The organism is Savagea faecisuis (assembly GCF_042675605.1).
Lineage (GTDB): Bacteria > Bacillota > Bacilli > Bacillales_A > Planococcaceae > Savagea > Savagea faecisuis.
Map to the genome: position 1 here is coordinate 40,716 of NZ_JBHTJF010000014.1, position 25,393 is coordinate 66,108.

Consider the following 25,393-nt stretch of genomic DNA (forward strand, 5'->3'; position numbering starts at 1 on the left):
GAGGGGGTAGTCGCAACGGGTTTTTACGGTGTCGTTATGCTGTTTTTTTGTTTAAGTATAGGTAGACGATGTACAGGCCGAACAGACAGGTTGTGATGCTGATGTAGGTTGTCGTGTACGTGCCGGTTGCGTCGTTTAGGGCGCCGACGAGTAATGGGAGTGTTCCTGCCATGAGGAAGCCGCCTGCTTGGGCCATGGCGTTCCAGGCGCTCGCTTCTTTTTCGTGGCGCGCTTCTCTTAGGGGAAAGACGAGCGCGAGTGGGAATGTCGCCCCGAGGACGATGCCGAATAACACCATGCTGATGAGATGACCGCTCACCGGTCCCCATACTAAGTTCGCTAAGGCGAGGAAGCCGCCGAGGAACATCGCATGAATGAATAGTGGTGCGCGTGTTGGCCATTTGTTGAGCGCTGCGGGGAAGGCGATATTCGTCACAATTTGAACGCTCGTCATCACTCCGACGTAAAAGCTCGCCTCATGTCGCGTATGCCCCGCTTCCATTAATAAAGGCACGATCCACGTAATCGTCGTAAAGAAAAAGGTCACTTGCAGGCCGAAAAATAATAATATGCTCCACGCCCGCTTCGTTCGCCACGGGTTGCGCATCGGCTTCGTTTGTTCGGCCACAATGACGCGTTCTTTCGGAATGAAGCGCCAAAATAGTAAACCGACGACCGCAAATATCGACCATATGCCGAGCGCTGTCGCATACGTTCCGAAATAGCTCATGAGCGGTGCAGTAAAGCTTGAACTCAACGTCGCCCCGATGCCGATGCCGAACGAATACAGTCCAATCATCAATTCAAAACGTTCAGGAAATGTCCGTTTAATCCACGCGGACAAAACAGGTCCGACGATCGCAATTCCTACCCCGCCGATAAAGGCGGTCACTAACAACGTGCGGTACGACGCGTCAACAAGACGAATCGCCGTCGCTACCCCAATCGCAAATAAAAAGAACGCGATGAGTCCGTGCGACGAAAAATGGCGCTCTAATCTCGGAATGAGTAGCGCAAACAATCCCATGCAAAGAATCGGCACACTCGTCAACCACGTCACTTGAACGTGCGTCAACCCTTGATCGGCTTGAATATGGTCGATAATCGGACCGATCGATGTAATGATCGGGCGTAAACTGATTGCGACAAGTACGATCGCCCACGCATAAAGCGCAACATGTTTTTTCAACAAAAATCCCTCGAATCTATCTTTTCTTATTACAAATGATTGTATCACGTTTTCCCTCTCGCCTCTTCCTATTTTTCAAAAATGAAAATTCCCCTTACTCTTTCTTGAATTTGCTTTCCTTTCTGAAACTAAATCATGTATAATAAACGCATTGTACATGAAGGAGGAAATCGTCTTATGTTAGCTGTATCTGACGTTAGTCTTCAATTTGGAGATCGTAAACTATTTGAAGATGTCAATATTCAATTTAACCCAGGCAATTGTTACGGTTTAATCGGTGCGAACGGCGCTGGTAAATCGACATTTTTAAAAATTTTATCAGGGGAGATCGAACCACAATCTGGACAAGTTATTATGAACCCAGATGATCGTCTCGCTGTTTTAAAACAGAACCACTTCGAATACGAAGAGTTCGAAGTATTAGAAACTGTCATTATGGGCCATAAACGCCTTTACGATATTATGAAAGAAAAAGACGCCATTTATGCGAAAGGTGAAGACATGACAGAGGACGACGGCATGCGTGCTGCGGAACTCGAAGGTGAATTCGCTGAATTGAACGGATGGGTTGCGGAATCAGACGCTGCGATTCTTTTACAAGGTCTCGGCATTCCAGATGACTTACACAGTGCGAAAATGAGTGAATTAACAGGTTCTGAAAAAGTGAAAGTTTTACTCGCTCAAGCTTTATTCGGTGAGCCGGACGTTCTCTTACTTGACGAGCCGACGAACCACTTGGACATTAAAGCGATTCATTGGTTGAACGAGTTTTTAATCAACTTCGACAATACAGTCATCGTCGTTTCCCACGACCGTCACTTCTTGAATAACGTATGTACTCACATCGCCGACTTAGACTTCGGAAAAATTCAATTATACGCAGGAAACTATGACTTCTGGTATGAATCAAGCCAATTAGCGCTTAAATTGTCACAAGAACAAAACAAGAAAAAAGAAGAAAAAATTAAAGAATTACAAGATTTCATCGCGCGCTTCAGTGCGAACGCATCAAAGTCTAAACAAGCGACGAGCCGTAAGAAAACACTCGAAAAAATCGAGCTCGACGACATTAAACCGTCTAGCCGTCGCTACCCATACGTCAACTTTAAAATGGGACGCGAAATTGGGAACGACGTGTTAACAGTCACAGACTTAAACTACACGTTAGAAGGAAAGCAATTGTTGAAAGACGTTCGCTTCACGATGGGACGCGAAGACAAAATTGTCCTTCTCGGTAACCCACTTGCGAAATCAGCGCTTTTAGACATTATCGCAGGTGAACGTGAAGCAGACAGCGGCGAGTACAAATGGGGCGTCACAACGAGCCAATCGTACTTCCCGATCGACAACGAAAAATACTTCAACGGACCAGAACGTACACTCGTTGAATGGTTGCGTCAATACTCACCAGAAGATGAAACCGAAACATTCCTCCGTGGCTTCCTCGGACGTATGCTTTTCTCTGGTGAAGAAGTAAACAAAAAACCGTCTGTCTTATCAGGTGGAGAAAAAGTGCGATGCATGCTTTCAAAAATGATGCTTGCTGAATCGAACGTTCTCTTACTCGACGAACCGACGAACCACTTAGACTTAGAATCGATCCAAGCGGTGAACGAAGGATTAACAGCGTTCAAAGGTGCGATGATTTTCACATCTCATGACCACCAGTTCATCCAAACGATCGCCAACCGCGTCATCGAAATCCGCGAAGACGGCACTATCTTCGACAAATTAATGACGTACGAAGAATACATCGACTGGCAATTGAACGATTCGAAATAAACAATACCCGCATCTCTATTAGGAGAATGCGGGTTTTCTATTCAGTCATTTAGTCATTTACTTATATGCGCTGTTCTCTTTCATTTCTACTCCCTCTAAAAATAAAATCAAGAAACCCCCACCCCTATCTCTTTTCTTGTATAATCAATATAAGGAAGGATGTCTGTTTATGAATATTTTATTGTTCGTCATCATACTATTTTTTGTCGCGTTCGGGCTCATGTTGCAGTTTAGTCGGAGCGAGTTGTTTTTAGCAGGTTTTCGACTGATCGAAAAGCAAGGTGGGAAAGTGGCAGATGAGGCGAAGTTGTTGCGCACGGGGGCGTATGCGTTTTACGGGTATGCGGGTGTCGTCGGTATCATTTGGTTTGCGTATGCGCGCGAAGAACCTTATTTTTATATGATTGCTTTTCTTGCCTTCATCATCGTGACGTATTTAGCGGTGCTTAAATTGAATAAAAATAAAAAATAATCATCACTCACGTCCGTCAATCGGTCGTGAATGATGATTTTTTAATACGCTTCTTTTAATTTCGCATGAACGACGAGGCGCCCTTCGTTTGGATCTAACGGTAAATATAAAAGACACGAACGTATGAAAAGGTTCGTGTCTTTTTTTGCTTCGTTTACATTGTTCGCTCCTTTTGGTATCTTTTGAAGAGATTATACGTCTTCATATGTATAGAAAGGAGCTTTCATATGTTGCGATTATTTTATATTTCATTAATTAGTAGTCTTTTATTCGCCCTCGGTTTCGCTGGGTTATCTGTCCCACCTAGCGACCCCGATCCAGATGTCTATACTTTTTCATTTGGCGAGTTATTTCTTTTCTACTTGCTTTACGCTGCACCGCTTTACATAACACTCGGAACGTTCGTTGCGTATGTGACGACAAAGTTTAGCGAAAAAATGACGTGGCGCTTTCCGAATATGATTTTAGGAGGCGTACTCATCGCGGCGCTTTATTACGTCGTCAGTGGGTGGAATTCGGTTAAACATGGTGATGAACTTGCGGGTATCGTTGCATTCGGTGCTTTTGCCGCTTTATTATTTTTCATCGTGCAACTCATCGCCGAACGTTGGGTGTGGAAAGAGCGTGCGGTTGCTAATGACCGAGAACGCGGTGGTCTTTTATTTCTCATTTTTAGTTTGTTCATTGGCTCACTTTATGCGATCGTCGTTCAAGATAGTAAAGGGCGCTTAACAGATGAGGCGTACGCATTTCCTTCAAAAGAAGGCTGTTATTATGTCATTTACAATCAACCAGATGCCCCGCCCCTTCCTTTTGAAGATGGGTGGATTACGTATGACTTCACGAAAGAAAATCCGATCATTACTTCCTCTCCTCAAGATCTCGGATGGGAAGGGAAAAACTCTAGCGGTGCTTACCGCACACATATCGTCGTTGACGGAACATTATTACCTCTCGAAGAACAAGGCGATTTAATCGGTGCGAACGGCAGTACAGAAATAGACGGGCGTGTCATTGAACATAGCTTTATGACATTTGATTCAGAAAATATGGTCTGTGAAGAACCCGATTGGTCCGAATTTCAATAATAAAAAGCATCGCCCTTTTTACGAGGACGATGCTTTTTTCATTATTTATGAGCCGAGCATTTCTTTGGCGATGAGGCGATACGCTTCTAATTTGTCGTCGTAATCGTACGTAATCATGACGAGCATCACTTCTTTCGCCGCATATTTTTCGGCGAGCGCTTCAATTTGACGTTTTGCGGACTGCGGTGTTCCGACAATCATGCGTGAACGATTTTGTTTCATGCGCGCGATTTCAGACGGGGAAGCATTGTAAGCGGCGATCGTCTCAGGGGATGGCGTTCCTTCGCTCGTTTTCCCCGTTTCTAACCAAAGCATCGAATAATCGAAGCCTTGTGCGATGCGCTCTGCTTCTTCTTCTGTTTCCGCACAGGCGAAGAAAATACTGACTGCATTTTCAGGTGTATCTTCTTCTCCTGCTCGGTTGTACTGTTGGTGATAGAGTGAAGTCGCATACGTGCCGATCGCTTCACTGCCACTAATAAACTGGGCATACATGTAAGGCAATCCTTGTTCTGCGGCAAGTTGTGCAGAAGACGGACTCGACCCGAGCATCCAGACTCGCGGTTTCGTATCAATTTCAGGTGCGGCATACAACTTCGGATGCAATTTTGCCCCTGTCACATCATCGTTTAAATAACTGCGCAACTCTTTCACTTGATCCGGGAAAACGTCTACGTTGCGCGGCTGTCCTTCTCGCAAAGCGTAATGAACGAGCTGACTTCCTCCTGGCGCGCGACCGACTCCTGCATCGATGCGCCCTGGGTAGAGCGCTTCTAACAATTTAAAGTTTTCCGCAATTTTGTACGGACTATAATGAGGCAACATAACACCGCCCGAGCCGATGCGAATACGCTCGGTTTCGTTGGCGATATGCGCCATTAAAATTTCTGGGGTTGAGCTAGCGAGTTTGCGCGAACCGTGATGTTCAGCGACCCAAAAGCGTTCGAAGCCGAGTTCATCGGCGAGCTTTGCCATCTCGACCGTCTTGTCTAAAGCTTCTTTCGCTGTTTGTCCTTCTGATAACATCGATTGTTCTAAAATACTTAATCGAATTGACATCCAATCACTCCTTCGTGTGAGACAGTATATCATATGTGACGTGTCACTTCTCTCTTTACAAACTTTTAACAGTTTTCTCCAACGGAATCTCGTATACTAAAAGAAAAGAGGTGACGCGATGTATTTATTACCCGCTTATTTTTTCGGAGCTTTTGCTGTTTTGGCATATTTGATGATCCCTTCTATCATTTGGCGCAATAGTGTCGTATTCATTTTTAGCCTCCTCGCTTTCATTTCCTTTCTATTTTTTATACGAAAGACGGTCATTCGGAAATGGTTACAGCGGAAAGGGACACTCACGATCGGTCATTTAAAACAATGTTCCGTTGACCAAGGCATTTACTTTGAACAAGCAGGAATGTGGTTCAATCGAGTCGATGCGCTCATCGAATATACTTGTTCGAAAGGGATGAAGCGCCAAGCGAAAGTGCGCGACTATATTTACAGGCATTATGCGACCGATTACCGCTCCGGACAAGCAGTACCCATTCGATATTCCACACGCTTCCCTCGCTTCATCGCACTCGACTGGAGCGTCCAACAAAAAGAGCGAGCTGCGGCCGTACAACAAGCGAAACAAAAAAGAACGCAGTCTCAATGAGTCGTGCGTTCTTTCGTATGCAAATTTTCAAGCATCGTCACTTTGTCAACAACCCGCCACTTAACGACCTTGCGGTCTGTTTGAAGTGGGGGCTTGCGTCTACCAAATTACAGCAGTGCCTCTACCCTCATAGAGTGCAATTACGCTTGTTCCTACCCAGTAGTGCGAATGGTTGTTAAGACCTCCTACCTTCGTGTGGTGGAACACAAGGACGGTTGACTTCGCCCCTACCGCAAGAGCTATACTCCTGCGGTAACTACACCAATATGCTCAATTCCTTTACGATGTAGATTCATCGCACCAATATAGCGATTTTTTACTTGTACTTTTTCAGTTGCGGAACGAATACCTGTCAAGTCTTCCAAAACAAACATCGTACCTCTAGGGTGTTTGTCAACGAGTGCCTTCGTAACTTGATGGTTTACATCCGTTACATAACGGTTTTCTCTTGACGCTATTTGTTTTAGTTTTTAAAATATATCACGGTTTTAGTGAAAATTCAACAAAAATGGAGAAAGGAGGAGGCAAGGTACAGGTTTCAGATACTACCGTATCTGACGGCAATTCCTCCCCCACTTATCGTTGAGCTATCGCCCTTCACATGATTGAAGTGGGGGTATCCTTGCCGATTTCAGATGAAGTTGGACGAATGTTTCTCCGTCTTTTTCATACGTGATGCGCAAGCGGCGAAGCGGATCTTGTGTCACGTCTCCTTGCAACTTCACATAGAGGAGAAAGTTTCGTTCTCCTTCCAATCGAAAGCCGTCTAACGGAACGGTCGCCCCGTACCGCTCCCACGGCATCATCCCGACCGATTGTACAGGCGTCGCGCCGTAAAACGCATATTCCATTCCGTCGACGACATCGTCTTGCTGCGTCACAATTTCCATCGAACGCAATGTGACCGCTCCTTCTCGCCGACGCTCAATCGGAAAGACGATGCCATACTCTTTTCCTTCCGCAAGCCCTTCTAACCCGATACTCCCAACACTCAATCCCATATCTGCCACTTCCCATGTGCAACCCGCCAAGACGAAAACGAACAAAATGAGCCATCGCTTCATCCGACACCCTCCCTTTTCTCTTACTTTACAATAGCTTGCAAAATGCTTCCAGTTTCTCACGTTTCATTCAAAACAGAAATTTCATTCAAAAAAGCGTATACTAGAGAAAAGGAGGCGAATGATATGGAGATGACGACTATTTTTTGGATCGCGGCGTACGGATTACTTGCGATTGTTTTCATCGTTCTCTTCTCTCGCCCACTCATCCGACGTTTCGTCCGACAAAAGGGGCGATCGACTGTCGGGCATATTATATCGATCGAAACGGAACGAGGTCTCTTTGTCGAACGTGGCCAAATGCATCGAGATGCTCTCGTCATGACAATCCGCTATACGACCGATGACGGCAAGGTAATCGTCGGACGCGCCTATGAAATCGAAGTTCATTTACATATGGCGCTCATCCGTACAGGGCATGACGTCGCGATTCGGTATCACCCACTTTTCCCGAAAACACTGATCGTCGATGCGACATCATTTAAAGAAAGTCTCGCCCGCAATCAAATCAAAGCGTAAAAAAACGACTCCTTCTAATGGGGAGTCGTTTCTTCTTCGTTCGCAAAATATAAAATCCGCTCCATAAACGCATCATCTTCTTTATTTGAGACTCCCACGGCTAAAGCCGCAAGCCCTCCACCTTGTGGTGTACGGGTGGGATTCTTGAGTGATTAACCGTTCGCAGTCCATTTCTGTTTTGAACAATCCTCAAGGTTAGGGTGTCCCATCACCCCTCCTAAGACAGTGCATATAGCATCTTAGGCTGATTGACTGTTACCATCAATCACAGGTGCATATCGAATGTTCATAGCACCGACTAAATCACGATGTTTTTCGAATCCGCACTTACATGTATACTTACGGTCTTTTACTTTGTTTTTCTCAGAGCATTTTGGACATGTTTGACTTGTGTATGCAGGATTCACATATTCAACTCTAATGCCTTCTAAATTCGCTTTATATTCAATAAATTGAGACAGACGATAAAATGACCATGTATGCAAATTCTTTTCGTTTTTACGGCTTGTTCTTGCCGTCTGTCGAATATTCGCTAGTTTTTCTAGACGAATGACAGAAATCTTATTTTCTTTAGCAAAATTTACGATTGCACGACTAACCTTATGATCCTGGTCTTTCATATATCGCTGCTCTTTATCATCAAGAGCACGAATAGCGTTTAATTTCTTTAATCTTCCTAACTTCTTACGTTTGGATTTGAACATGCGTCTAATATATTTATTTTGCCTACCGTTTCCAAAGAAGCGTACCTTTTCATCATCTGTAACAGCAACAGCAGGCACTTTTAAACCTAAGTCTACACCCATAACTTTTAGACCTGTCTTTTCAATCGTTGAAATAGTGACAGAGATTTGTGCAATCCACTTATGATTCTTTTTTGTGATACGCAATGTGCCAAGCTTATGGTTTAACAAAGTGAAATTTCGGTTATCTTTATCTACTAATAAAGCGCGTATTGGTGTTTTCTTTGCTTTACCATTCACCATGATAGGAAAGGAAATATGCGTGAAATCAAATGAATAATTTTGATTGTTCCATACGCATATCGGCTTTTTAAGTACTGGAATACGTTGATAATTGCTTTGCCTCGCTTTCTTAAACACGCTTTTAGCGTCCTTGATGGCTTGATTTTTAACAGCACTTGGCAAAGAAACAGAAATATCTTTACTCGACTTCTTTGTGCTTTTCTTTTCAGCAATCATTTCAGAAACGAGAGTATTGATAGTGGAGATGTACGTTTTACTCATTTCTTCAAGGATTGTTGCTTGCTCTTTTGTAGGAAGTAACTTGATTTTAACTGTTATTGTTTGTGACATATGACTCACCTCCTTTTCAACTTACGTTCAATAATTGAGATTTCTTGTTCAATTTTACGCATTTCTTTTGCTAATGATGATTTTGCAGTTCCTTGTTGAATCATCTTGAATCCAAACAACAAGTTGTCTTGCCTTTCCAGAAGCATATTTTCTAATTCTGATTTACTTTTTCCTTTTAAGTTAACAAAACGCAAAGCGTTTTCACCCACTTGTTTTTTGTTGTTCGACATAACGCTTTATTGTTTCGCTTGATACATTCCCTGCGGTAGAAACGAAATACGAGCGTGTCCATAGACTTGGCAAATGTCGAAGATGAGGAAATTCCTCTCTTAACTTTTTAGAAGTCACTCCTTTGATTTTTGCCATTATATTCGCAGGACTAAAGGTTGGTAGTGCATTAAGAAACATATGTGTGTGGTCTTTGTCACACTCTAAAGCAACAATGACAATATCTAATTCTTCACATACTTCTTGTACCAATTGTTTAAAACGCTCCTCTACATCACTACGAAGGAATATTTTCCTCCTGTATCTAGGACAAAAAACGAAATGATAGTTGATTAATGATATGGTTGTTTTTGTTTGTCTATATTCGTTCATAAATAAAATGTATCAGTTTTATTTATGAACTGCGACACTTATACAATAAAAAGAGTGTGATTTTCGGCTACTTGAAGCACCACAAACCTTTCAGTTTTTAGTGATACTCCGTATCCGACCTCACTTTCATCCCACACCTAAAGGAGTGGGCTTTCTCGTTCGGAAAATCTGTAACAGACGGAAATTTTGCTCTTCCTCTTCTGTACGTTCTTCTTTTTCCATCAGTTCGAAATAACTTTCTTTCAATGCTAAGACGAGATTTAGTTCTTCATGTACTAAATAATTTCGCACGTCAACATAATACGATAAATGGAGCGGTCTCCCGATTTTCGGAGCGAGCGCCTCTTCAAGTAAAGCGATCGTGCTCGTATAATGTCCATGTTTCGCATAATATGCATTCAATGCTTCGCGGTGGACGAACGGTTCATCGTAATAATACTCATGTGCGAGCTTCCACCCTTGTTCGACAATTTGAAACAACTCGAACATGAACATCCCGTATCGTTGACTGCGTCGCCTTTTCAAAATCTTTTGTACCGCTTCGTCTTCATTTTCTTCAATTTGTTCATCCAATGTTTCAAAATCCCGCTTCACAAGCTCCGTCCGCTCTCGCATATGAATGCGATAATGCCTCGGCTCCACCTCATACCCTTTTTGCCATCTCGTCACAATCATCACCTCGCCCTATTCATACCCACTTCACTTCACGAAAAAACGAGCATTCACCTAATAGACAAATACTCGTTTCTTTTACTATCGGAATAAAGCTAAAAAAGCATCGAAATTTTCAGCGATTACTTTCATTGAATGATCGCGTTCGCTATCAATAAATACTATTTGTTGTTCATCTTCTAATGGGTCTTCATAAAAACAAATGTAGTTACCAAAATCATCATTCATAAATGGGACGACATTCGTTACACGCGCTTCCTGCATTTGTTTCATCGCTTCCCATATCGACTCGTCATCTGTTGGATTGAAAGAAAGCAATGCTTTCGCTTCTTGATCTCCATAAGCTGGAGGTGTCGGATAGCCTGCGTTGTATTGTTTCACAATTTGAATGAAGCTTGCCGGAAACTTCACATCATATGTCGATTCAAATTTTTCGATGAGTGTCTCATCTTCTAAAGCAATCGTATATTTCCATTCCATATTGATCTCTCCTATTAACGATTTTCAGTACCGCCGCCCCAAATTGCGCGACCTCCTGTATGTCTTACTTGTTGATGTGTGTTCGCATCAACGAGCTGTAATTTTCCAGGTTGTTCATTATGATGCCAAACGTAGCCACGCGGGGTGCGTCCATCTTGGATTTGCTCTAATTGTTCTGGTGTAAATCGTTCTGCCAGACTCGGGTCTTTTTCAATCGCTTCTTTCAACTGAGCGTTCGCTTCTTTTTTATGATAGGCATCGCTTTTTTCATAATCTTCCGGGTCTAATTGGGCATCAAATTCTGAATCGAACTCTGGGAAAACCCCTTCTACTCGATTGCCATCGCTATCGATAGTTTCTTGACGCTTCATTTCAACACCAGTATCTCCAACAGTTTGTCCTTCTAAATGTTGGTTAATTGTATCAATTTGTCGGACGTCCTGTTCTGTTCCTTCTTGTGCCGTTTTTTCTACTTCTTCCGTATTCTCTTCTAGCACTTCTTCTACTTCGTCCACTTCAACCGATTCACTCACTTCACTCGTTTCCTTGAAGTAGTCTGGTACATCTTTCGGTTTTTCGATTTGTATTTCTTTTGTTATTTCCATTGCTTTTGAAAAAGGGTCCATCATTTTACTCCCTCCATCCCTTCAATATAATTTTGCTCCCGCCAATGTTCAGCAAAAGATTCATCCATATTTCGGAGTAAAGCATTTATTACTTGATACGTCAACTTACGATCTTTTGTATCCATTTCATAACGCAAAATTTGTTCTAAACGAGCGTGATATTCATCCGGAGAAGGTGCTTGCTTCGCATATGTTAAAATGTGAGAACCGTTTAAAAATTGAGAAACAAACTCATTTTTTAACTCCGTATCTTCGTAATTTCCTGCTGCGTACCAAAGTTTTAGGCGACGCGTCAAGAAACTTTGCTCTATGTAATCGATAAGCTTTGGTGATTTTGAGTCGAATAAAGAACGTAAAACTGCTGTTTGTCGTGCTCGCTTCTCTTTCAGCTCTTCTTTCACGGAATATGTGTAACTAAATGGACGTTCATCTGTGAAATGTGCAATTTTCCCGAGAACTGGTTGAAGCCAGTCATTTTGGTAAATAACAGCGATTCCTTTTTCAAGTTTTGGTATTTCATCGATTTGGAAAGGATTTAAAGCTGCTGCTTGACCGACGTCTTGTCGATCTTGTCCTTCTGGCAAGCGCATAATAATTTTCGTGTTCGTGTTACGAATCGCTGATAAATCGAGTAAGTTCGGTGATTGGTCTGCGATGATGAATCCTTCCCCATATGTGCGCATTTCTGCCATACTGTTTGAAATCATTTCGACCGATTGCGCCTGCAATTGATTTCCTTCTCCTGTTGGTGTCACTCGTTTCAATAAATGATGCGCTTCTTCTAAGACGGTCACATGCTTTAGCGAAGTATTCGTTTCAGTCGCTGTCGCAATGCGATGTTCTTTTAAACGCATGAATAGTAAACCCATTAATAAAGATTTTGTTTCCATCGAACCGACACGGCTCAAGTCGATAATACAATTGCTTTCAAACAATGTTTCAGGTGCAATTTCGTCACTTACTAATATTTTTCCAGCAATTCCGTTTCGTAAAGATTGTACACGAGTTACGAGCGAACCCGTATAGTTACTTTTCACTTCTTGTGAATAGTCTGACTGATCGATGACGACTTTCAACATTTCAATCAATTCATGAAGCGATGGGTAACGAGGAGTTTGTTCATAATGGTACGAATGTTGTAAATTCCAACCTGCTTGAATATATACACGTTCAACCGCTTCTTTTAATACTGCTGGCATCGCCGCATACATCGGCCAACTCGCATTAAAGATTTCAATCAATTGATCAATATGTTCCAACACATGAATTTGTTCGGGGAAATAAAACGGATTAATTTTTAGTAAAGGAGTAATTTTTTCATTCGTTCCGTAAACGGAAACGTCCTCGTATCCTCCGAACACATGACGATACTCCCCTTTTGCAGGCTCGATAACTAAAAATCGAATCCCCTGTTCTTTCAACTCATGCAACATATGGTACACCGTATTCGATTTTCCCGTCCCCGTCGTTCCTGTAATAAATGTGTGCATTGATAAACTTTCCACATCTAATTCAATCGGTTCACGTTCAACTTGACCCATATGATAAATCGTTCCGAGTTTAATTTTCGCACGCTGGTGTGAATCGGAATCGTGCTTTCTCACATCTCGTCCAAACTCGGCCATCTCCATAACGGGCAGCCCTGTAATCGACTTTCGAGGTAAACCGAAAGCGACTGATAACTCACGTGTATGAATTAACGTTCCCGCATCAATCGGAGCTAAATCTGGCCCGATACTAAATTGCGGATGTTCAAATTGTGCGAGAGCACGTTGCACATTTAAATAATGAGGATCTCGCGGATACCATACATTAATCGCACTATTTTCCAAATACGATGTTTCCCCTCGAATGAGAGATTGGTACGTCGATGCCGCGACTTGAGCCGTTTCAGCATCTTCTGATAAAAAATAAGCCGCGAAATTCCACATTCCGTAGTTTTCCGACATATCAATTCTCTCTAATTGCTGTTGCACTTTATTTAGAATCGATTTTACTTTATAGTTCGTATTTTCGACTTGCATACTTTTACCTGTCGTCATCGTTTGCGAGCGACCTTTCGCTTCGCTTCGTGAAGTATTTTTGCTATTCGTACTTCCTGTTGTTTCTCCTTCTGCTTGAGAAGTTGAAGTGTTACTCGTTTCAGTGGGAGCAAGTGACATAGCTATTCCAACTGCGGATCCGGCTACGAGCGCTCCAACTGGACCTAGTACAGCTGCACCTGCAGCGACACCTAGACCACCAGCTGCTATACCAGCACCACTCATTTTTTTTTGGCTTTTTCCGTGAGAGTCAGACTTTGTCGTAGTCGAAGTTTTAGATAAACTTTCACTCAAAGTTTGACCAATCGTATTTGTTAATGTTTCAGTCGTTCCATGTGCTTCTGATTCACTTAAAGTCGTTGTCACTTTTTCAAAAGGACTTAACATCGTCGCAATTTCTTCATATCCTTGACGCATTACTGTTAATTGATCACTGTATACTGGATCAGCGATTAAAATTGTCGTAAATTCACGACCGTGCATCGATTCAATAAACTTCTCAAGACCTTGAATATAATGGTCTTCTACTTTTAAAGAAGGTAAACCCGATACACTTGCAATAAACTGCTCAGATTGAAATGTCTCTTGTAATGTACTATTAATTGCATTCCGATCTAAGCCTTGTAGCTGTGTACCTGGAAAAATACCTCGTATACTTTCTTCCAATCCAGTTGCTACTCCCTTTGAATCATCTGCAACAATTCCAATATAAAAATGAATAGTAGAGCCATCACTTTTGAGTAATAAAAATGTTTTGCCTTTCAACGTATGAATTGTCGTAAGAACTGTAACAAGCTTTTCGTATACATCTTCTTCAACATCATAAACAATTTTTTGAAAATGAAAAATTCGGAAATTGTTCGTTTTCGTACCGCCTTTAACTTCTAATGGACTGAATGAACCGAGTACAGGCAAATAAGAACGATTTAAAAATGCTGTTGTACCATCCAGTATTAAATGGCTTTGCTGTTCCCTCTCTGTCATTTTTTGCAGTTGTGATTGTTTTGTCATTTTATCTCCTCCAAAAAACCCAGTTTTTCCAATTTCGTAAGTCATTTATAAGTTCCTGAATTTTAGCTAACTCTTCTGCTCTTTGCTTTTCAATTTCAGCTTTCTTCAAAAGAATCTGCTCTCTTTTTCCCCATATTTTTTCCATATCTTTAGTTTCTTTTAAATACTTTGTATATGCTCTTTCTACTTCTTTTTCAGAATAAAATTTTTTAAAATAATCGATTTGTTCTAAAATCCAATGAAAAGATTGTAAAAAGTATACATCTACTAGACTTTTCGAGTAGACAGAAAAACTTACAAACGCTTCATTGTCTTTTTGGACCTTAAAATTTTCGTTACTAATATTAAAGTCTTGTTTCATTTGTTCCATATGATTTTGAATGACTTTTAATAAATCTTTGCTTTCGGATTTCTGAAGAAGAGTACTATCATGAAACTGCTTGTATAATTGTTCAATATCGAGTATGAGAGAATTTGCTCTACTTTTTATAAAACGATACTGAGGTTCAATATAAAAATATTGTTTAGAATTTCCTTGTTCAAAAAATTCAAGCATTCGCCCGTTCAGTTGATCTTCTAAAATTTCGTTTACTTTTTCGTTTCCTTTATATCGATCGATATACGTTTGTAATTTATTCATGATTCCATTTAGTGTTTCAATATCTCTTTTATAAAATTCCTGAGCTTTATTTAAATATTCTTGTTCTATTTCATATTGCTGCATTAATCTCTTTTCTTGTTCTTGAATTTTTAACCTAAAACTTTCATCAACTTTTACATATTGTTTTTCTACTACTCCCTTCATTTCGAGCATTTTGCTTTGGAATTTAGAAGTGAAGTTTGCTTCCTCTAATTTCACTTGAATGCCATACTCTAAATTTTTAATTCCTGATAAATTTCGATTTAAATTACTTTCGAAATATTCTAATTCTGAATCATTTATATACTGTCTTAACTTTTCAGACAGTAACGATTTATCTATTAAATTTTCGGAAAAAGGAGACTCCGTAGATAAACTATCTAACTTAGATTGAGATAAAGCATATTTTGCACTTAAGAAAATAACATCAGGCTTCCACTCGAATGAAGATTTTATAGTTTTATCTAGTTTTTCTATCGCTTTTTGTAGAGCTTTTTGACTTTTTAACAAATCAACTTTATTCATAACGAGACATAATCGATCTTCTAAAGAAAATCCAGTTTCATTCGCTAATTGTGTTAGCATTTTAAAGTAATCTCGATCTTTTACAGTACCAATTTTCTCGGCATCCAATACATAGAGTAAAACTAAATTCCGCTCTGTTTGCATAAGTTCTCGAAGCTCTTTGTACTCTTCTATATCTACTTTACTAGGTGTATCTATTAAATTTGCAGGTAGTCCAAGCCATTGAAACCCTTCTAGCTCTACACGTTCTATATCTTCCCGCTCATTCCAAGTTCGTAATACGTCTTCACTCACATATGGAGACTCACTCACTAAAGCACCTTGTTTATCATATGCATACGCTGTCTCTGACGGGTCTTTATTCAAGTGAATTCTCGAAATTTTATTTGTTGTTGCATTATCAATAGGTAATACATTTTCTCTTAATAAAGCATTAATAACTGACGTTTTTCCAGATTTTTGTGGTGAGATTACGCAAGCCGTCCCTTGAGGCTTTTCGATATCTTTCTTATCAACTAAAAAATTGGCTATTTCAATGTTTCGAAAATCAGCTTGCTCCAAACGATTTCTAATAGCCGAGATGAAGTCTATCGGGACTATTTCTTGACGCAAGCTGATTGTTTCTCGTAATGGAGAATTCTGTAATACATTTGATAATAAGTCGAAGTCTTCTTGCGATCCTAGAAAAACAATTTCAATTTCTACAATATTTAAACTATCTTGTAAATGATTCAAAATAGGCTCTACGCTTTCTTCAAAAGGTTTATATAAATACTGTTCGAATATTTGATGATTCAGAGGTTTTAAATTCGCTTCAAGTGTCGATTTTCCATCTTTATATTGCCAAGTAATTTGTTGCATAATTTTTTATCCTACACTCCTTCTGTTGTAAAATTAATAAATTTAGATGCTTGATATAGATAAAGCAACTTTTGAATCTTCGTGTTAGATAACTTCATTAAATTAACTCGTAATGAACGAATTTGCTGCACATTAAATTTTTCGAGAACTTTCAGAGTTTCTAAGTGATTACAAAGAACTAGAGCTTCTTTAACTTGTTGCTCTCTTATTTCTTCACGTTCCTCAGAATAAAATTTACCTCTTATTTTCTCCCCTGGGATTATCCATTGATAATCATTACTATCTTCGTACGACAGCAATTTGAAATTTTTTAAATAGTCTATAATTCTTTCTGAGTATAAAAATTTAATAAAAAGAAATTTAGGATTATCTAATATGCTTAATCTTTTCGCAAAGTTTTCTTTTTCAATAAAAAAAGAATTAAAACTATCTTCATTTAAATTCTCAATCTCACTAATTCGAAAATCTTTTTGAATCTTTTGCACTTCTACTAAAGATTTTTCAAGCTCTTTAACATAAGTATTCATAGCAGTTCGTATCTCTTCGATGGATGTTATTTTTATTTCGTTATTTTCTTCTAATTCCTGTATATTTTGTTTTAATTCTTTGTACAATAAAAATCTTTCTTTTACTGCTTCACTAAAAACCTGTAACAATTCTTCCTTTTTTTCTTCCAATGCCACAAACCGATATGTAACTTTCATATACTTCATATTAAGATCCTCCTTCGTAAATCTCTTATAATACTATCTTATCAAATATAAGTATTCATATTTATGTATTTTTACTTTAATTGTTTATTTTTTAATTATTAGTTACTATGTATATAGTATTGATGTAAGAAGGAGGGAATGATTTGAAAAAGTTTTTTCTATTAGTTATCGTCTTCATGCTCGCTGCTTGTTCGAATAAGGGGACAGCAGTAGATCCCGCTTCTGTTGCGGTCGATGCTAATCAAGAGAAAAAAGTGACCGAAAATGAAGAGGGAAAAGATGAAGGTGAAGAAGGTCAAGTGACCAATGAAGTGAAAGATGAGAAAATAGAAGTAGTGAAAGAGCCTTCTATTTTAAAAGCAACCGATACAGTGAAAGCCCGTAGTGCAGTAGAAAGTGAAGCGGTTTGGACTGGAAGTATGACTGTCGGTGGAAAGAAGATTGACATATGGGTGACAAATTTAGCGACAAATCGCAATTCTGGTGCCTCTCGTCTCGGAAACGATGGCGATATGATTGCAGAAGGAAATGCTCACATTTATGCAGCAGAAGCAGGTTCAAATGATGCGTATTTATACGAAACGATCGATATTTCATTCGTAAACTTGTCAAATGACTCGATTTCTATTGAAACATTCGGAAAAGAACCGACACTCGTCATTTCACAATGGGTCGTGAGCACAGATTATACGACGTATTTATTCCCATTCCGCGATGGACAAATCACGCGTTTAGGTGATTCTTTCATTTCGACAGGACGCTTAAAACATATCGAGCCAAACTTTCTTCAATCGGTGCAATGGATGACAGGCTACGAATTCCCTGCTGCGACGTATCAAGTGTACGACCAAAAAACAGGAAAGTTATTATACGATCACTTAACATTCGAAGAACCTTCTACGCGCTATGAACGTTGGCATAGCGAAGATGATTTCACATATCCCGTTCGTTCTATTACGTTCGACAATGCTTGGTTAGACGCTTTATTTAAAGAAAAACGTTGGTTGAAAAGTCAATACAGATATAAAATCGGGGATTCAATGGACGAGTTAGTGCAAAAAATGGGTAATAAAAGTGTCGTTCAAGCCGAACTTCATGGCGCACCGACCTTTGTTGCCGATGATGGACTAGACTTAGTCGGAGATGGCATCATCATTGGATTAGCGACAGACTCTTCTATCGTGACGCAAAGTTTTGAAGAAATTCAAACCTTAATTTCTAATTACACAGGAGAAACGTGGACATTTTACGAAGAAGATATGATGTCTCCCCCTTCTTATAGTTTAGACTACCAAGGTTCAAGCATTTCAATGCATTATAACCAACAAACAGGCGGTTGGCGACTATATTTCATCCCGTATGAATAACGACAAAAAAGCAGTTCTCCCCACGAGGAGGAACTGCTTTTCCTACATTTAATAGGTAAATGTTTATTTCTTTTATTTAGTAATTTTGAGTAGTAATTTCTAATTATTTAGGTATAATGGATGGGTGTTTGAAATGAATAGGAGGGATTGTATGTTTAAAAGAAGTGTAATGACTGTTTTTATTTTATCGATTGTCACGATCACAGCAATAGCGAGTGCAGCGGGAAAAGCTGTATTTACTGATGTTCCAACGAATAACGAACTCGGTCATGCGGTAGAACAACTCGTCGAACAAAAAATTATTAGTGGTTATCCAGACAACACTTATCGTCCGAGCCAACAAGTGACAAGGGGTCAAGTCGCATCATTAATTGATCGCGCTTTAAAATTAGAACTTAAACATGAAAAGAAAACATTTAAAGATGTAAATGGGAAAAGTTCACACGCTGCATCTATTTCTCGTGTTCAACAAGCTGGAATTATGGATGGTTATGCTGATGGTACATTTAAACCAAATGATGCTTTAACACGTGCTCAAATGGCCAAAGTTTTAGCGATTGCTTTTGATTTACCGAAAGCAAAAACATACGGTTTTAAAGATGTAAGTAAAGACCATTGGGCTGCACCTCATATTGATTCAATGGCAGCTGTCGAAATTACATTAGGTTCGAAAGGTAATTATATGCCGAATCAAGCAGTAACACGTGGTCATTATGCACAATTTATGTATCGTGCAATTTTGTGGAATCAAGATGAAGAAAATTCAATTGTGAAAGATGGTGTTATTGTTCAACCAAAACCAGATTTCAAACCAGAATCTGAATCAAAGCCACAACCAAAACCAGAACAGAAACCAGAACAGAAACCTAACGGTAATGTCGTTGGACAAAATGGAGTAACAAATGAAAATAAACACTCTCCATTCGTTCCAGTGAAAAAGAATGAATATGGTCAAATATTAGCTGATGGTAAGACTTATAACTATGGTGTGAATTTGCAACGCCCGCTTCCAAATGAAGATCCAAACGGAAGTGTTGTACATTGGTTTAATAATCCAATGGGAAATAAGCTCATTATAAATGGTGTGGAACAAGAAAGAAGTAATAAACTTTATGCTAGGCATTTCAATTTAGAAGAAATTATACCTTTATTAGGTGGAACATATAAAGCACTTAGTCCATATGAAGGTACAATTGAATATAAAGGCAAAACTTATCATTTAGATTTAAAAAATGAAACTTTAAATAATCAAAAAATCACTGTCACAAATATTTTTTATGTTTCACCAGAAGTTTTCAAAATGATGGGGATTGATTATTATCAAGAAATTATAGGATATGAAATTGCGATTTATATGATTGGTGGAAAAAAACTTGTTTCTCAAATAAATACAGATTCTTGGAAAGACTATGCAAATTTTGAATTAAAACCAAATGGGTATTATGCACCGAAATCATACAAAGCTTTAGATTTGAAAGTAGCTAAACAAACAAATCCTAAAAAGTTTAACCAAAATGGTTTATTTGAGCAATATGATGGAAAGTCAGAAGCTTTTTTAGCAGATTCAAAGATACAAGATGAAAAAGATTATGTGACATTAGGTGTTAAGTATTATTCTGAACCATTAAAGGCAATTCATGATATAAATTCGTTTGTTGCAATTGTTCCTAATGTTGATATTGATGAACGCGGAAAAATGTTAAAAACAGTTTATGAATTAATAGAAAAAGATTCAAAAACAACGAAAAATCATCAGTTTATAAAAAAAGAAACATATAATAATTACGATGTCTATTATACTGTTTCCAAAGGTTCTAATTTTAAACATTTGATTTTATCGTTTGTTGAAAAAGGAAAAAACGTAACAGTAATTGAATATTAAACAAAAAAGAAAAAGCTCTTGCCCAATCGCTTTATTTGAATGAAATTAAAATAGGCTAGTTTGAGTCCGATTCAACATGGAACTTCAAACTAGCCTACTTACTATTTCATTGAACCTCACGATTTTCAGTATCACTGTCCGAGGAACTGCTTTTCCTATGACTATTTTAATTCTGAGTTATTCGCGTCTTGGTTTTTCTTTTGATTGTACTCTTTTTGCGTCATGACGTCTTCTACGTGCATGTTCACTTCGACGACGTCGAGGCCTGTCATATGTTTCACTTGTTGTTTCACAATTTCAGACGTGCGGCGGAAAATGGCTGGTGCGCTTTCGCCGTATTCGATGATCACTTTTAAGTCGATCGCCGCTTGTTTTTCTCCGACTTCTACAGAAACCCCTTTCGTGATGTCTTCGTTGCCGAATGCGCCTGTGAACGCTGACGTGAAGCCGCCTTTCATATCTAAAATCCCTTTCACTTCACGCGCTGAAATCGCTGCAATTTTTTCAACGACATTGTCATCAAATGTTAATTTGTTTTCGAATTGTGGTTAGTTCTCCTCGGCTTTTGCATTTACCTCTGTTTGTCGATTGTATTGTTCTTCTGCTCTGTTTGTCATAATCGTTCATCTCCATTTCTCATTATTCTTATAGGAATACCCGATTTAAATATAAAAAGACGCTCTCTGAATGGTCCTTCATATAGCCGATTCCCCAACCGACTATACTCAAACTGACGAGTAACAAAGACAAAACAGGAAGCGAGCGAGTACTCACTTCCTGTTTTTATTTTTCATATAACTGAATCGTCTCTACATGAAAAGTAGGGTCTCCAAGTTCTTCCCACTGTACTTCTACATGAATGCGCTCGATGTCTTCGAACTGAAGCGCATTTTTTCCATCGTTCGCTTCATCGCTTCCAATACTTCCAGTTTCAAAGGTCGCGATATTAATCGAATCCCCTGCGACCGATCCTGCGTGAACTGGTCTTTCTTCACCTTGAATCGTAAAGTATGTAGTAAATGTTAAATGATTCGCTGCATACTCATCTTGTCCTTTCATCCGCAACTTACCATTGCCGATGAAATGTTTTTTCGAGTCTACATTCACTTCATAATGCTCAAGCTTCCAGTGCTCACTCTCCCCTGAAAAAACGTGTTGCACATTTTGTTCAAGCGGCTTCGCATCGCAAGCAGCGAGCAAGAAAGCGACGATGAGCACCGATATGAGAATAAACCTTCTCCTCATCTTACCATCTCCTCCTATTTATTATACAGGAAAGGAATACGCTGCGGACCCATAAATGAAAGGACTCTCTACAAATTAGACTTTCTCTAACCTCTAGAGAATCTTTTCGATTTACGGACGGATCAATTCACAGACGACTTTGCCATGAATTGGATTCGATTTTTCTTGAGAGGACGACTCCATCAAGTATGCATAATTTAAATTGTCCGCTTCTGGATAGATGAGATAATATTCCTTTGAATCAATCGTCACATGATAGTACAACGCACGGTTGTTTTTCTGTTGCTTCCCCGCTTTGTACGTCGCTTCGCGTTCCTCTTCCCACGTCTTCAACATCATTCGTTCATCTTCTGTGAACTCGATTAATTGTAACGTTTCATGTTCGACAATCGCCATCCACTCTCCTATAAAGGACGGAGGAGTGCTTTGTGCGGAATACGTCCAATAACCGAAACCCCCAAACAAGCCAAACAAACTAAAGAACAAAATGATTTTCTTCCCCATTCCACTCCCTCCTTACATCTGTATACGGATGATTCCTTGAAATGTTTCGATATTTTCTGAAAATATGTATAAAAGACTACAAAAAACGTCAGTGACGGATCGCTCACTCTTCAAGAGAGATTCTACCGTAACTGACGTTTTTTCATTTAAGAAGCGGATGTATTTTTTGAGAAACGATCGACGATTAATGCAAGTGCACCATCGCCTGTAACGTTTGTCGCTGTTCCGAAGCTATCTTGTGCTAAGTATAAGGCGATCATTAACGCAATCATCGACTCATCGAAGCCGAGCATCGATGTTAAAAATCCGACCGCTGCCATTACCGCACCACCTGGCACGCCTGGTGCTGCAATCATTGCGATCCCTAATACGAAAATAAATTTCGCATAGCTTGCAAATTCAATCGGCATTCCTGTCATTAATAACACACCGATCGAACAAGAAACGAGTGTAATCATACTTCCCGATAAATGAATCGTAGCGAAAAGCGGAACCGTAAAGTTTACGACACGGTCCGACGCTCCTGTTTGTTTCGCTTGACGCAATGTGACGGGAATCGTCGCTGCCGACGACTGTGTTCCAACTGCTGTCATGTACGCAGGCATCATCGTTTTTAATAAAGCGAATGGGTTTTTCTTGTTTAAAGATCCCGCTACAGTATATTGCAACGTTAACATGACGAAGTGTAAAACGATAATCATGACGAATACGCCAGCGAAGACTGCTAAAATTTTCCCTGTTTTTCCTGCGAATGTCATGTTGAGGAAAATACCGAAAATATGGAACGGTAATAAAGGAATGATCGCATACGTAATGACTTTTTCAATTAAAGCATTAAACTCATTAAATACAGCGAGCATCGCTTTACTATTGATGGACGCCATTCCGATTCCGAGAATAAAGGCGAGCAATAATGCAGACATAACGCCCATAATCGGTGCGATTTCAATGTCTAGGAAGCTTTCCAACGGATCGCGTCCAGCGCTTAAAATCGACTCACCTTCAATTCCTCCGATGAAGTTCGGAAGTAAGTTCGATGCAACGACATACGCTAAAAGTCCAGCAATAATAGTAGAAATATAAGCCGTTACAGTCGATAAGCCGAGTAATTTTCCAGCGCCTTTCCCTAAATTCGCAATTCCTGGTGTAATAAATGCAATAATAATTAACGGTACGACAAAGTCTAAGAAACTGCCGAATAATAAGTTAAATGTCGCAAAAAATCGGACGAATCCTTCTGCGAATCCTTCATGCAGACTCGGCAAAAAGGTACCGAATAGGACGGCTAGTGCGATGGCGATGATAATGCGCCATACTAACCCGATTTTCACTTTCATGTGCAAAACTCCCTCTCTATTTTCCAAACATTTTGTTAATGGAAACCTCTATACTTTATCACATTAAAGTATATTTGAAAATAGCTTCTCCCGTTTCTATTAAAAAACGCTACAAACTAAATGTTAGTTTGTAACGTTTTGGCGTTGAATATATTGAGAGATGACACCGACATCATAGTGATTCAGTACATCATCTCCTTTTAACCATTCGTAATACATCGGATGAAGGACGGCCTCGCGATGCGTGTAATTGTATAAAATCGGTAACTCTTCACCGACACGTAAAGATCGGTTCGCACGTTTCGGAAAAGTGACGCTAAATTCGAATGATTGTCCTTCTATTTTCACACGTACATACCATTCTCGTTTAGCGACTTGTTTCGCTTGTTCGATCAGTGCCAAACCTTCCGCCGCTCCTGCATAAAGCCAAATGAGTTTCACTTGTTTGTAATATGCACGTTCCACTGCTTCTCGTCGTTTACGACTTTTTCGGATTAAGATGAAGACGATGACCCAAAAAAGAGCGATTCCCCACCACATGACTATCCCTCCTACTTCTTCATTATGAAAGAGAGTAGAAAGAGTATCAAGTTTTTTTATGCCATATACGCCTCAAGCGTATCAAACGGCTCCGCAAGTTCTTCTTCTGTCATTAAACAAGCATCAAGTGACGTGCGAATCGCTTGTTCATCCATCTCGATTCCGATGAATACGAGCTCATTGATACGATCACCATATACCGGATGCCAATCTTCACCGAATGACGGATCTTCTTCTTTCGCCGCTCGTTTCGCCGCATCTGGCAAACTCGCTTGCCAATGGGCTTGTGGTGCGATCGTCACGGTACTTCCGGCTTGGCTCATCGTCATCGCGATATCATAATGGCTCGCCACGTACATAAAGCCTTTCGCGCGCACGACCTCGAGGGGCAATTCATTACACCATTCGCGGAAGCGCGTCGGATGGAACGGTTCATAGGCACGGTAGACGAATGACGTAATGCCATACTCTTCTGTCTCCGGCGTATGTTGTTCAGGTCCTTGTTCAAGTTCTTGAATCCACCCCGCGTGATGTAACGATTGTTCAAAATCAAAACGCTTCGTATTGATCACTTCATCAATGTCCACCGCACTATTCGTCGTGCGAATCAATTTCGCCGACGGTTGCACTTTACGTAAAAACGCTTCTAATTGCGACAATTGTTCCTCTTTTAATAAATCGCATTTATTCAACAACAACACGTCACAAAATTCAATTTGGTCAATTAATAAATCTGCGACATCTCGGTCGTCTGTATGGTCGACTGCTTCTTTCCGATCGAGCAATGATTCCCCTGATTGATAATCGTCCCAGAAGCGTTTCGCGTCGATAACCGTCACCATCGTATCTAAACGGCAGCGGTCCGACAATTGAATGCCGAGCGCATCGTCCATGTACGTGAACGTTTGAGCGACCGGAATCGGCTCACTGATCCCGGTTGATTCGATAATGATCGCGTCTAGCCCTTCTTGTGCACTCAATTTTTCAACAGCGAGCAATAAATCTTCTCGCAATGTGCAACAAATGCAGCCGTTGGACAATTCGACGAACGACTCCTCTGTTCGCGTAAATGAACTCCCTTGTTCGATTAAATCTGCATCGATATTCACTTCACTCATATCGTTCACTAAAATCGCAAAGTTTTTCCCTTCGCGATTGTTAAGCAAATGGTTCAATAATGTCGTTTTCCCTGCACCTAAGTAACCGCTCAACACTGTCACTGGAATTTGTTCTGTCATTAATATAGCCTTCTTTCTTTTTT

24 protein-coding genes and 2 pseudogenes are annotated in these 25,393 nt (G+C 40.0%); 7 read left to right on the plus strand and 19 right to left on the minus strand.

Annotated elements, in window-relative coordinates; translation table 11 throughout:
* Window positions 1-34: 34 nt before the first annotated feature.
* The gene (locus ACFQ0V_RS03350; RefSeq protein WP_381009664.1) at window positions 35-1,189 is read right to left on the minus strand and encodes an MFS transporter; all 1,155 of its coding nucleotides are present in this window, start codon (window positions 1,187-1,189) and stop codon (window positions 35-37) included.
* 177 nt (window positions 1,190-1,366) lie between these two features.
* Here ACFQ0V_RS03350 and ACFQ0V_RS03355 point away from each other — a divergent pair, with 177 nt between their 5' ends.
* The 3 genes from ACFQ0V_RS03355 (at window position 1,367) to ACFQ0V_RS03365 (ending at window position 4,531) form a co-directional block, all read left to right on the plus strand.
* A complete protein-coding gene (locus ACFQ0V_RS03355) occupies window positions 1,367-2,971 on the plus strand; it encodes an ABC-F family ATP-binding cassette domain-containing protein (protein ID WP_381009667.1) in 1,605 nt (534 codons plus the stop codon).
* A gap of 169 nt (window positions 2,972-3,140) precedes the next feature.
* Window positions 3,141-3,443, plus strand: coding sequence for a DUF3784 domain-containing protein (locus tag ACFQ0V_RS03360; RefSeq protein ID WP_381009670.1), 303 nt, complete (start codon window positions 3,141-3,143; stop codon window positions 3,441-3,443).
* Window positions 3,444-3,670: 227 nt separating this feature from the next.
* Entirely contained in the window at window positions 3,671-4,531 is an 861-nt protein-coding gene (locus ACFQ0V_RS03365; protein ID WP_381009673.1) for a hypothetical protein, read from the plus strand.
* 45 nt (window positions 4,532-4,576) lie between these two features.
* Here the strand turns inward: ACFQ0V_RS03365 and ACFQ0V_RS03370 are convergent, their stop codons facing one another.
* A complete protein-coding gene (locus ACFQ0V_RS03370; RefSeq protein WP_194561822.1) occupies window positions 4,577-5,590 on the minus strand; it encodes an LLM class flavin-dependent oxidoreductase in 1,014 nt (337 codons plus the stop codon).
* Window positions 5,591-5,708: 118 nt separating this feature from the next.
* On the opposite strand from ACFQ0V_RS03370, the gene ACFQ0V_RS03375 reads away from it, so the two are divergent.
* Window positions 5,709-6,191 (plus strand): hypothetical protein, encoded by a 483-nt coding sequence (locus ACFQ0V_RS03375; protein WP_381009677.1) that lies wholly within the window; start codon window positions 5,709-5,711, stop codon window positions 6,189-6,191.
* A 239-nt stretch (window positions 6,192-6,430) separates the two neighbouring features.
* Here the strand turns inward: ACFQ0V_RS03375 and ACFQ0V_RS03380 are convergent.
* Window positions 6,431-6,661 (minus strand): annotated as a pseudogene (locus tag ACFQ0V_RS03380) (hypothetical protein); the annotation flags it as partial.
* Window positions 6,662-6,778: 117 nt separating this feature from the next.
* Window positions 6,779-7,255 carry a hypothetical protein gene (locus tag ACFQ0V_RS03385; protein ID WP_381009680.1) on the minus strand — a complete coding sequence of 159 codons (477 nt, stop codon included), beginning with the start codon at window positions 7,253-7,255 and terminating at the stop codon, window positions 6,779-6,781.
* Between the two features lie 123 nt (window positions 7,256-7,378).
* Here ACFQ0V_RS03385 and ACFQ0V_RS03390 point away from each other — a divergent pair, with 123 nt between their 5' ends.
* The gene (locus ACFQ0V_RS03390; RefSeq protein ID WP_381009682.1) at window positions 7,379-7,771 is read left to right on the plus strand and encodes a hypothetical protein; all 393 of its coding nucleotides are present in this window, start codon (window positions 7,379-7,381) and stop codon (window positions 7,769-7,771) included.
* Window positions 7,772-8,010: 239 nt separating this feature from the next.
* Here the strand turns inward: ACFQ0V_RS03390 and ACFQ0V_RS03395 are convergent, their stop codons facing one another.
* The 9 genes from ACFQ0V_RS03395 to ACFQ0V_RS03435 all read right to left on the minus strand — a co-directional run bounded on the left by ACFQ0V_RS03395 (window position 8,011) and on the right by ACFQ0V_RS03435 (window position 17,257).
* Window positions 8,011-9,087 (minus strand): RNA-guided endonuclease TnpB family protein, encoded by a 1,077-nt coding sequence (locus ACFQ0V_RS03395; RefSeq protein WP_381009684.1) that lies wholly within the window; start codon window positions 9,085-9,087, stop codon window positions 8,011-8,013.
* A gap of 5 nt (window positions 9,088-9,092) precedes the next feature.
* Window positions 9,093-9,281 (minus strand): hypothetical protein, encoded by a 189-nt coding sequence (locus ACFQ0V_RS03400; protein ID WP_381009687.1) that lies wholly within the window; start codon window positions 9,279-9,281, stop codon window positions 9,093-9,095.
* 7 nt (window positions 9,282-9,288) lie between these two features.
* Window positions 9,289-9,687 (minus strand): IS200/IS605 family transposase, encoded by a 399-nt coding sequence (gene tnpA / locus ACFQ0V_RS03405; RefSeq protein ID WP_381009690.1) that lies wholly within the window; start codon window positions 9,685-9,687, stop codon window positions 9,289-9,291.
* A 126-nt stretch (window positions 9,688-9,813) separates the two neighbouring features.
* On the minus strand, window positions 9,814-10,356 hold the full coding sequence (locus tag ACFQ0V_RS03410) for a hypothetical protein (protein ID WP_381009693.1): 543 nt from the start codon (window positions 10,354-10,356) through the stop codon (window positions 9,814-9,816).
* Between the two features lie 84 nt (window positions 10,357-10,440).
* The gene (locus ACFQ0V_RS03415) at window positions 10,441-10,839 is read right to left on the minus strand and encodes an SMI1/KNR4 family protein (RefSeq protein WP_381009696.1); all 399 of its coding nucleotides are present in this window, start codon (window positions 10,837-10,839) and stop codon (window positions 10,441-10,443) included.
* A 14-nt stretch (window positions 10,840-10,853) separates the two neighbouring features.
* On the minus strand, window positions 10,854-11,468 hold the full coding sequence (locus ACFQ0V_RS03420; RefSeq protein ID WP_381009698.1) for an HNH endonuclease: 615 nt from the start codon (window positions 11,466-11,468) through the stop codon (window positions 10,854-10,856).
* Entirely contained in the window at window positions 11,465-14,518 is a 3,054-nt protein-coding gene (locus ACFQ0V_RS03425) for an ATP-binding protein (protein ID WP_381009701.1), read from the minus strand. Before ACFQ0V_RS03425 ends, ACFQ0V_RS03420 begins: the two co-directional genes overlap by 4 nt.
* A gap of 1 nt (window position 14,519) precedes the next feature.
* Window positions 14,520-16,544, minus strand: a complete 2,025-nt coding sequence (locus tag ACFQ0V_RS03430) for a dynamin family protein (protein WP_381009704.1) — start codon at window positions 16,542-16,544, stop codon at window positions 14,520-14,522.
* Between the two features lie 11 nt (window positions 16,545-16,555).
* The gene (locus ACFQ0V_RS03435; RefSeq protein WP_381009706.1) at window positions 16,556-17,257 is read right to left on the minus strand and encodes a hypothetical protein; all 702 of its coding nucleotides are present in this window, start codon (window positions 17,255-17,257) and stop codon (window positions 16,556-16,558) included.
* Between the two features lie 143 nt (window positions 17,258-17,400).
* On the opposite strand from ACFQ0V_RS03435, the gene ACFQ0V_RS03440 reads away from it, so the two are divergent.
* Together ACFQ0V_RS03440 and ACFQ0V_RS03445 are read left to right on the plus strand one after the other, a co-directional pair.
* Window positions 17,401-18,624 carry a hypothetical protein gene (locus ACFQ0V_RS03440; RefSeq protein WP_381009709.1) on the plus strand — a complete coding sequence of 408 codons (1,224 nt, stop codon included), beginning with the start codon at window positions 17,401-17,403 and terminating at the stop codon, window positions 18,622-18,624.
* 151 nt (window positions 18,625-18,775) lie between these two features.
* Window positions 18,776-20,506: an S-layer homology domain-containing protein gene (locus tag ACFQ0V_RS03445; protein ID WP_381009712.1), complete on the plus strand. Its 1,731-nt coding sequence runs from the start codon at window positions 18,776-18,778 to the stop codon at window positions 20,504-20,506.
* Window positions 20,507-20,667: 161 nt separating this feature from the next.
* On the opposite strand, the pseudogene ACFQ0V_RS03450 reads toward ACFQ0V_RS03445, so the two are convergent.
* From ACFQ0V_RS03450 to ACFQ0V_RS03475, 6 genes and pseudogenes are all read right to left on the minus strand, one after another.
* Window positions 20,668-21,123, minus strand: a pseudogene (locus tag ACFQ0V_RS03450) (Asp23/Gls24 family envelope stress response protein).
* A 166-nt stretch (window positions 21,124-21,289) separates the two neighbouring features.
* On the minus strand, window positions 21,290-21,751 hold the full coding sequence (locus ACFQ0V_RS03455; RefSeq protein ID WP_381009715.1) for a hypothetical protein: 462 nt from the start codon (window positions 21,749-21,751) through the stop codon (window positions 21,290-21,292).
* A 111-nt stretch (window positions 21,752-21,862) separates the two neighbouring features.
* The gene (locus tag ACFQ0V_RS03460) at window positions 21,863-22,255 is read right to left on the minus strand and encodes a hypothetical protein (RefSeq protein ID WP_381009717.1); all 393 of its coding nucleotides are present in this window, start codon (window positions 22,253-22,255) and stop codon (window positions 21,863-21,865) included.
* Window positions 22,256-22,401: 146 nt separating this feature from the next.
* On the minus strand, window positions 22,402-23,592 hold the full coding sequence (locus tag ACFQ0V_RS03465; RefSeq protein ID WP_381009719.1) for a dicarboxylate/amino acid:cation symporter: 1,191 nt from the start codon (window positions 23,590-23,592) through the stop codon (window positions 22,402-22,404).
* A gap of 123 nt (window positions 23,593-23,715) precedes the next feature.
* Window positions 23,716-24,132, minus strand: coding sequence for a hypothetical protein (locus ACFQ0V_RS03470; protein WP_381009722.1), 417 nt, complete (start codon window positions 24,130-24,132; stop codon window positions 23,716-23,718).
* Between the two features lie 56 nt (window positions 24,133-24,188).
* On the minus strand, window positions 24,189-25,370 hold the full coding sequence (locus tag ACFQ0V_RS03475) for a GTP-binding protein (RefSeq protein WP_381009725.1): 1,182 nt from the start codon (window positions 25,368-25,370) through the stop codon (window positions 24,189-24,191).
* Window positions 25,371-25,393 lie beyond the last annotated feature (23 nt).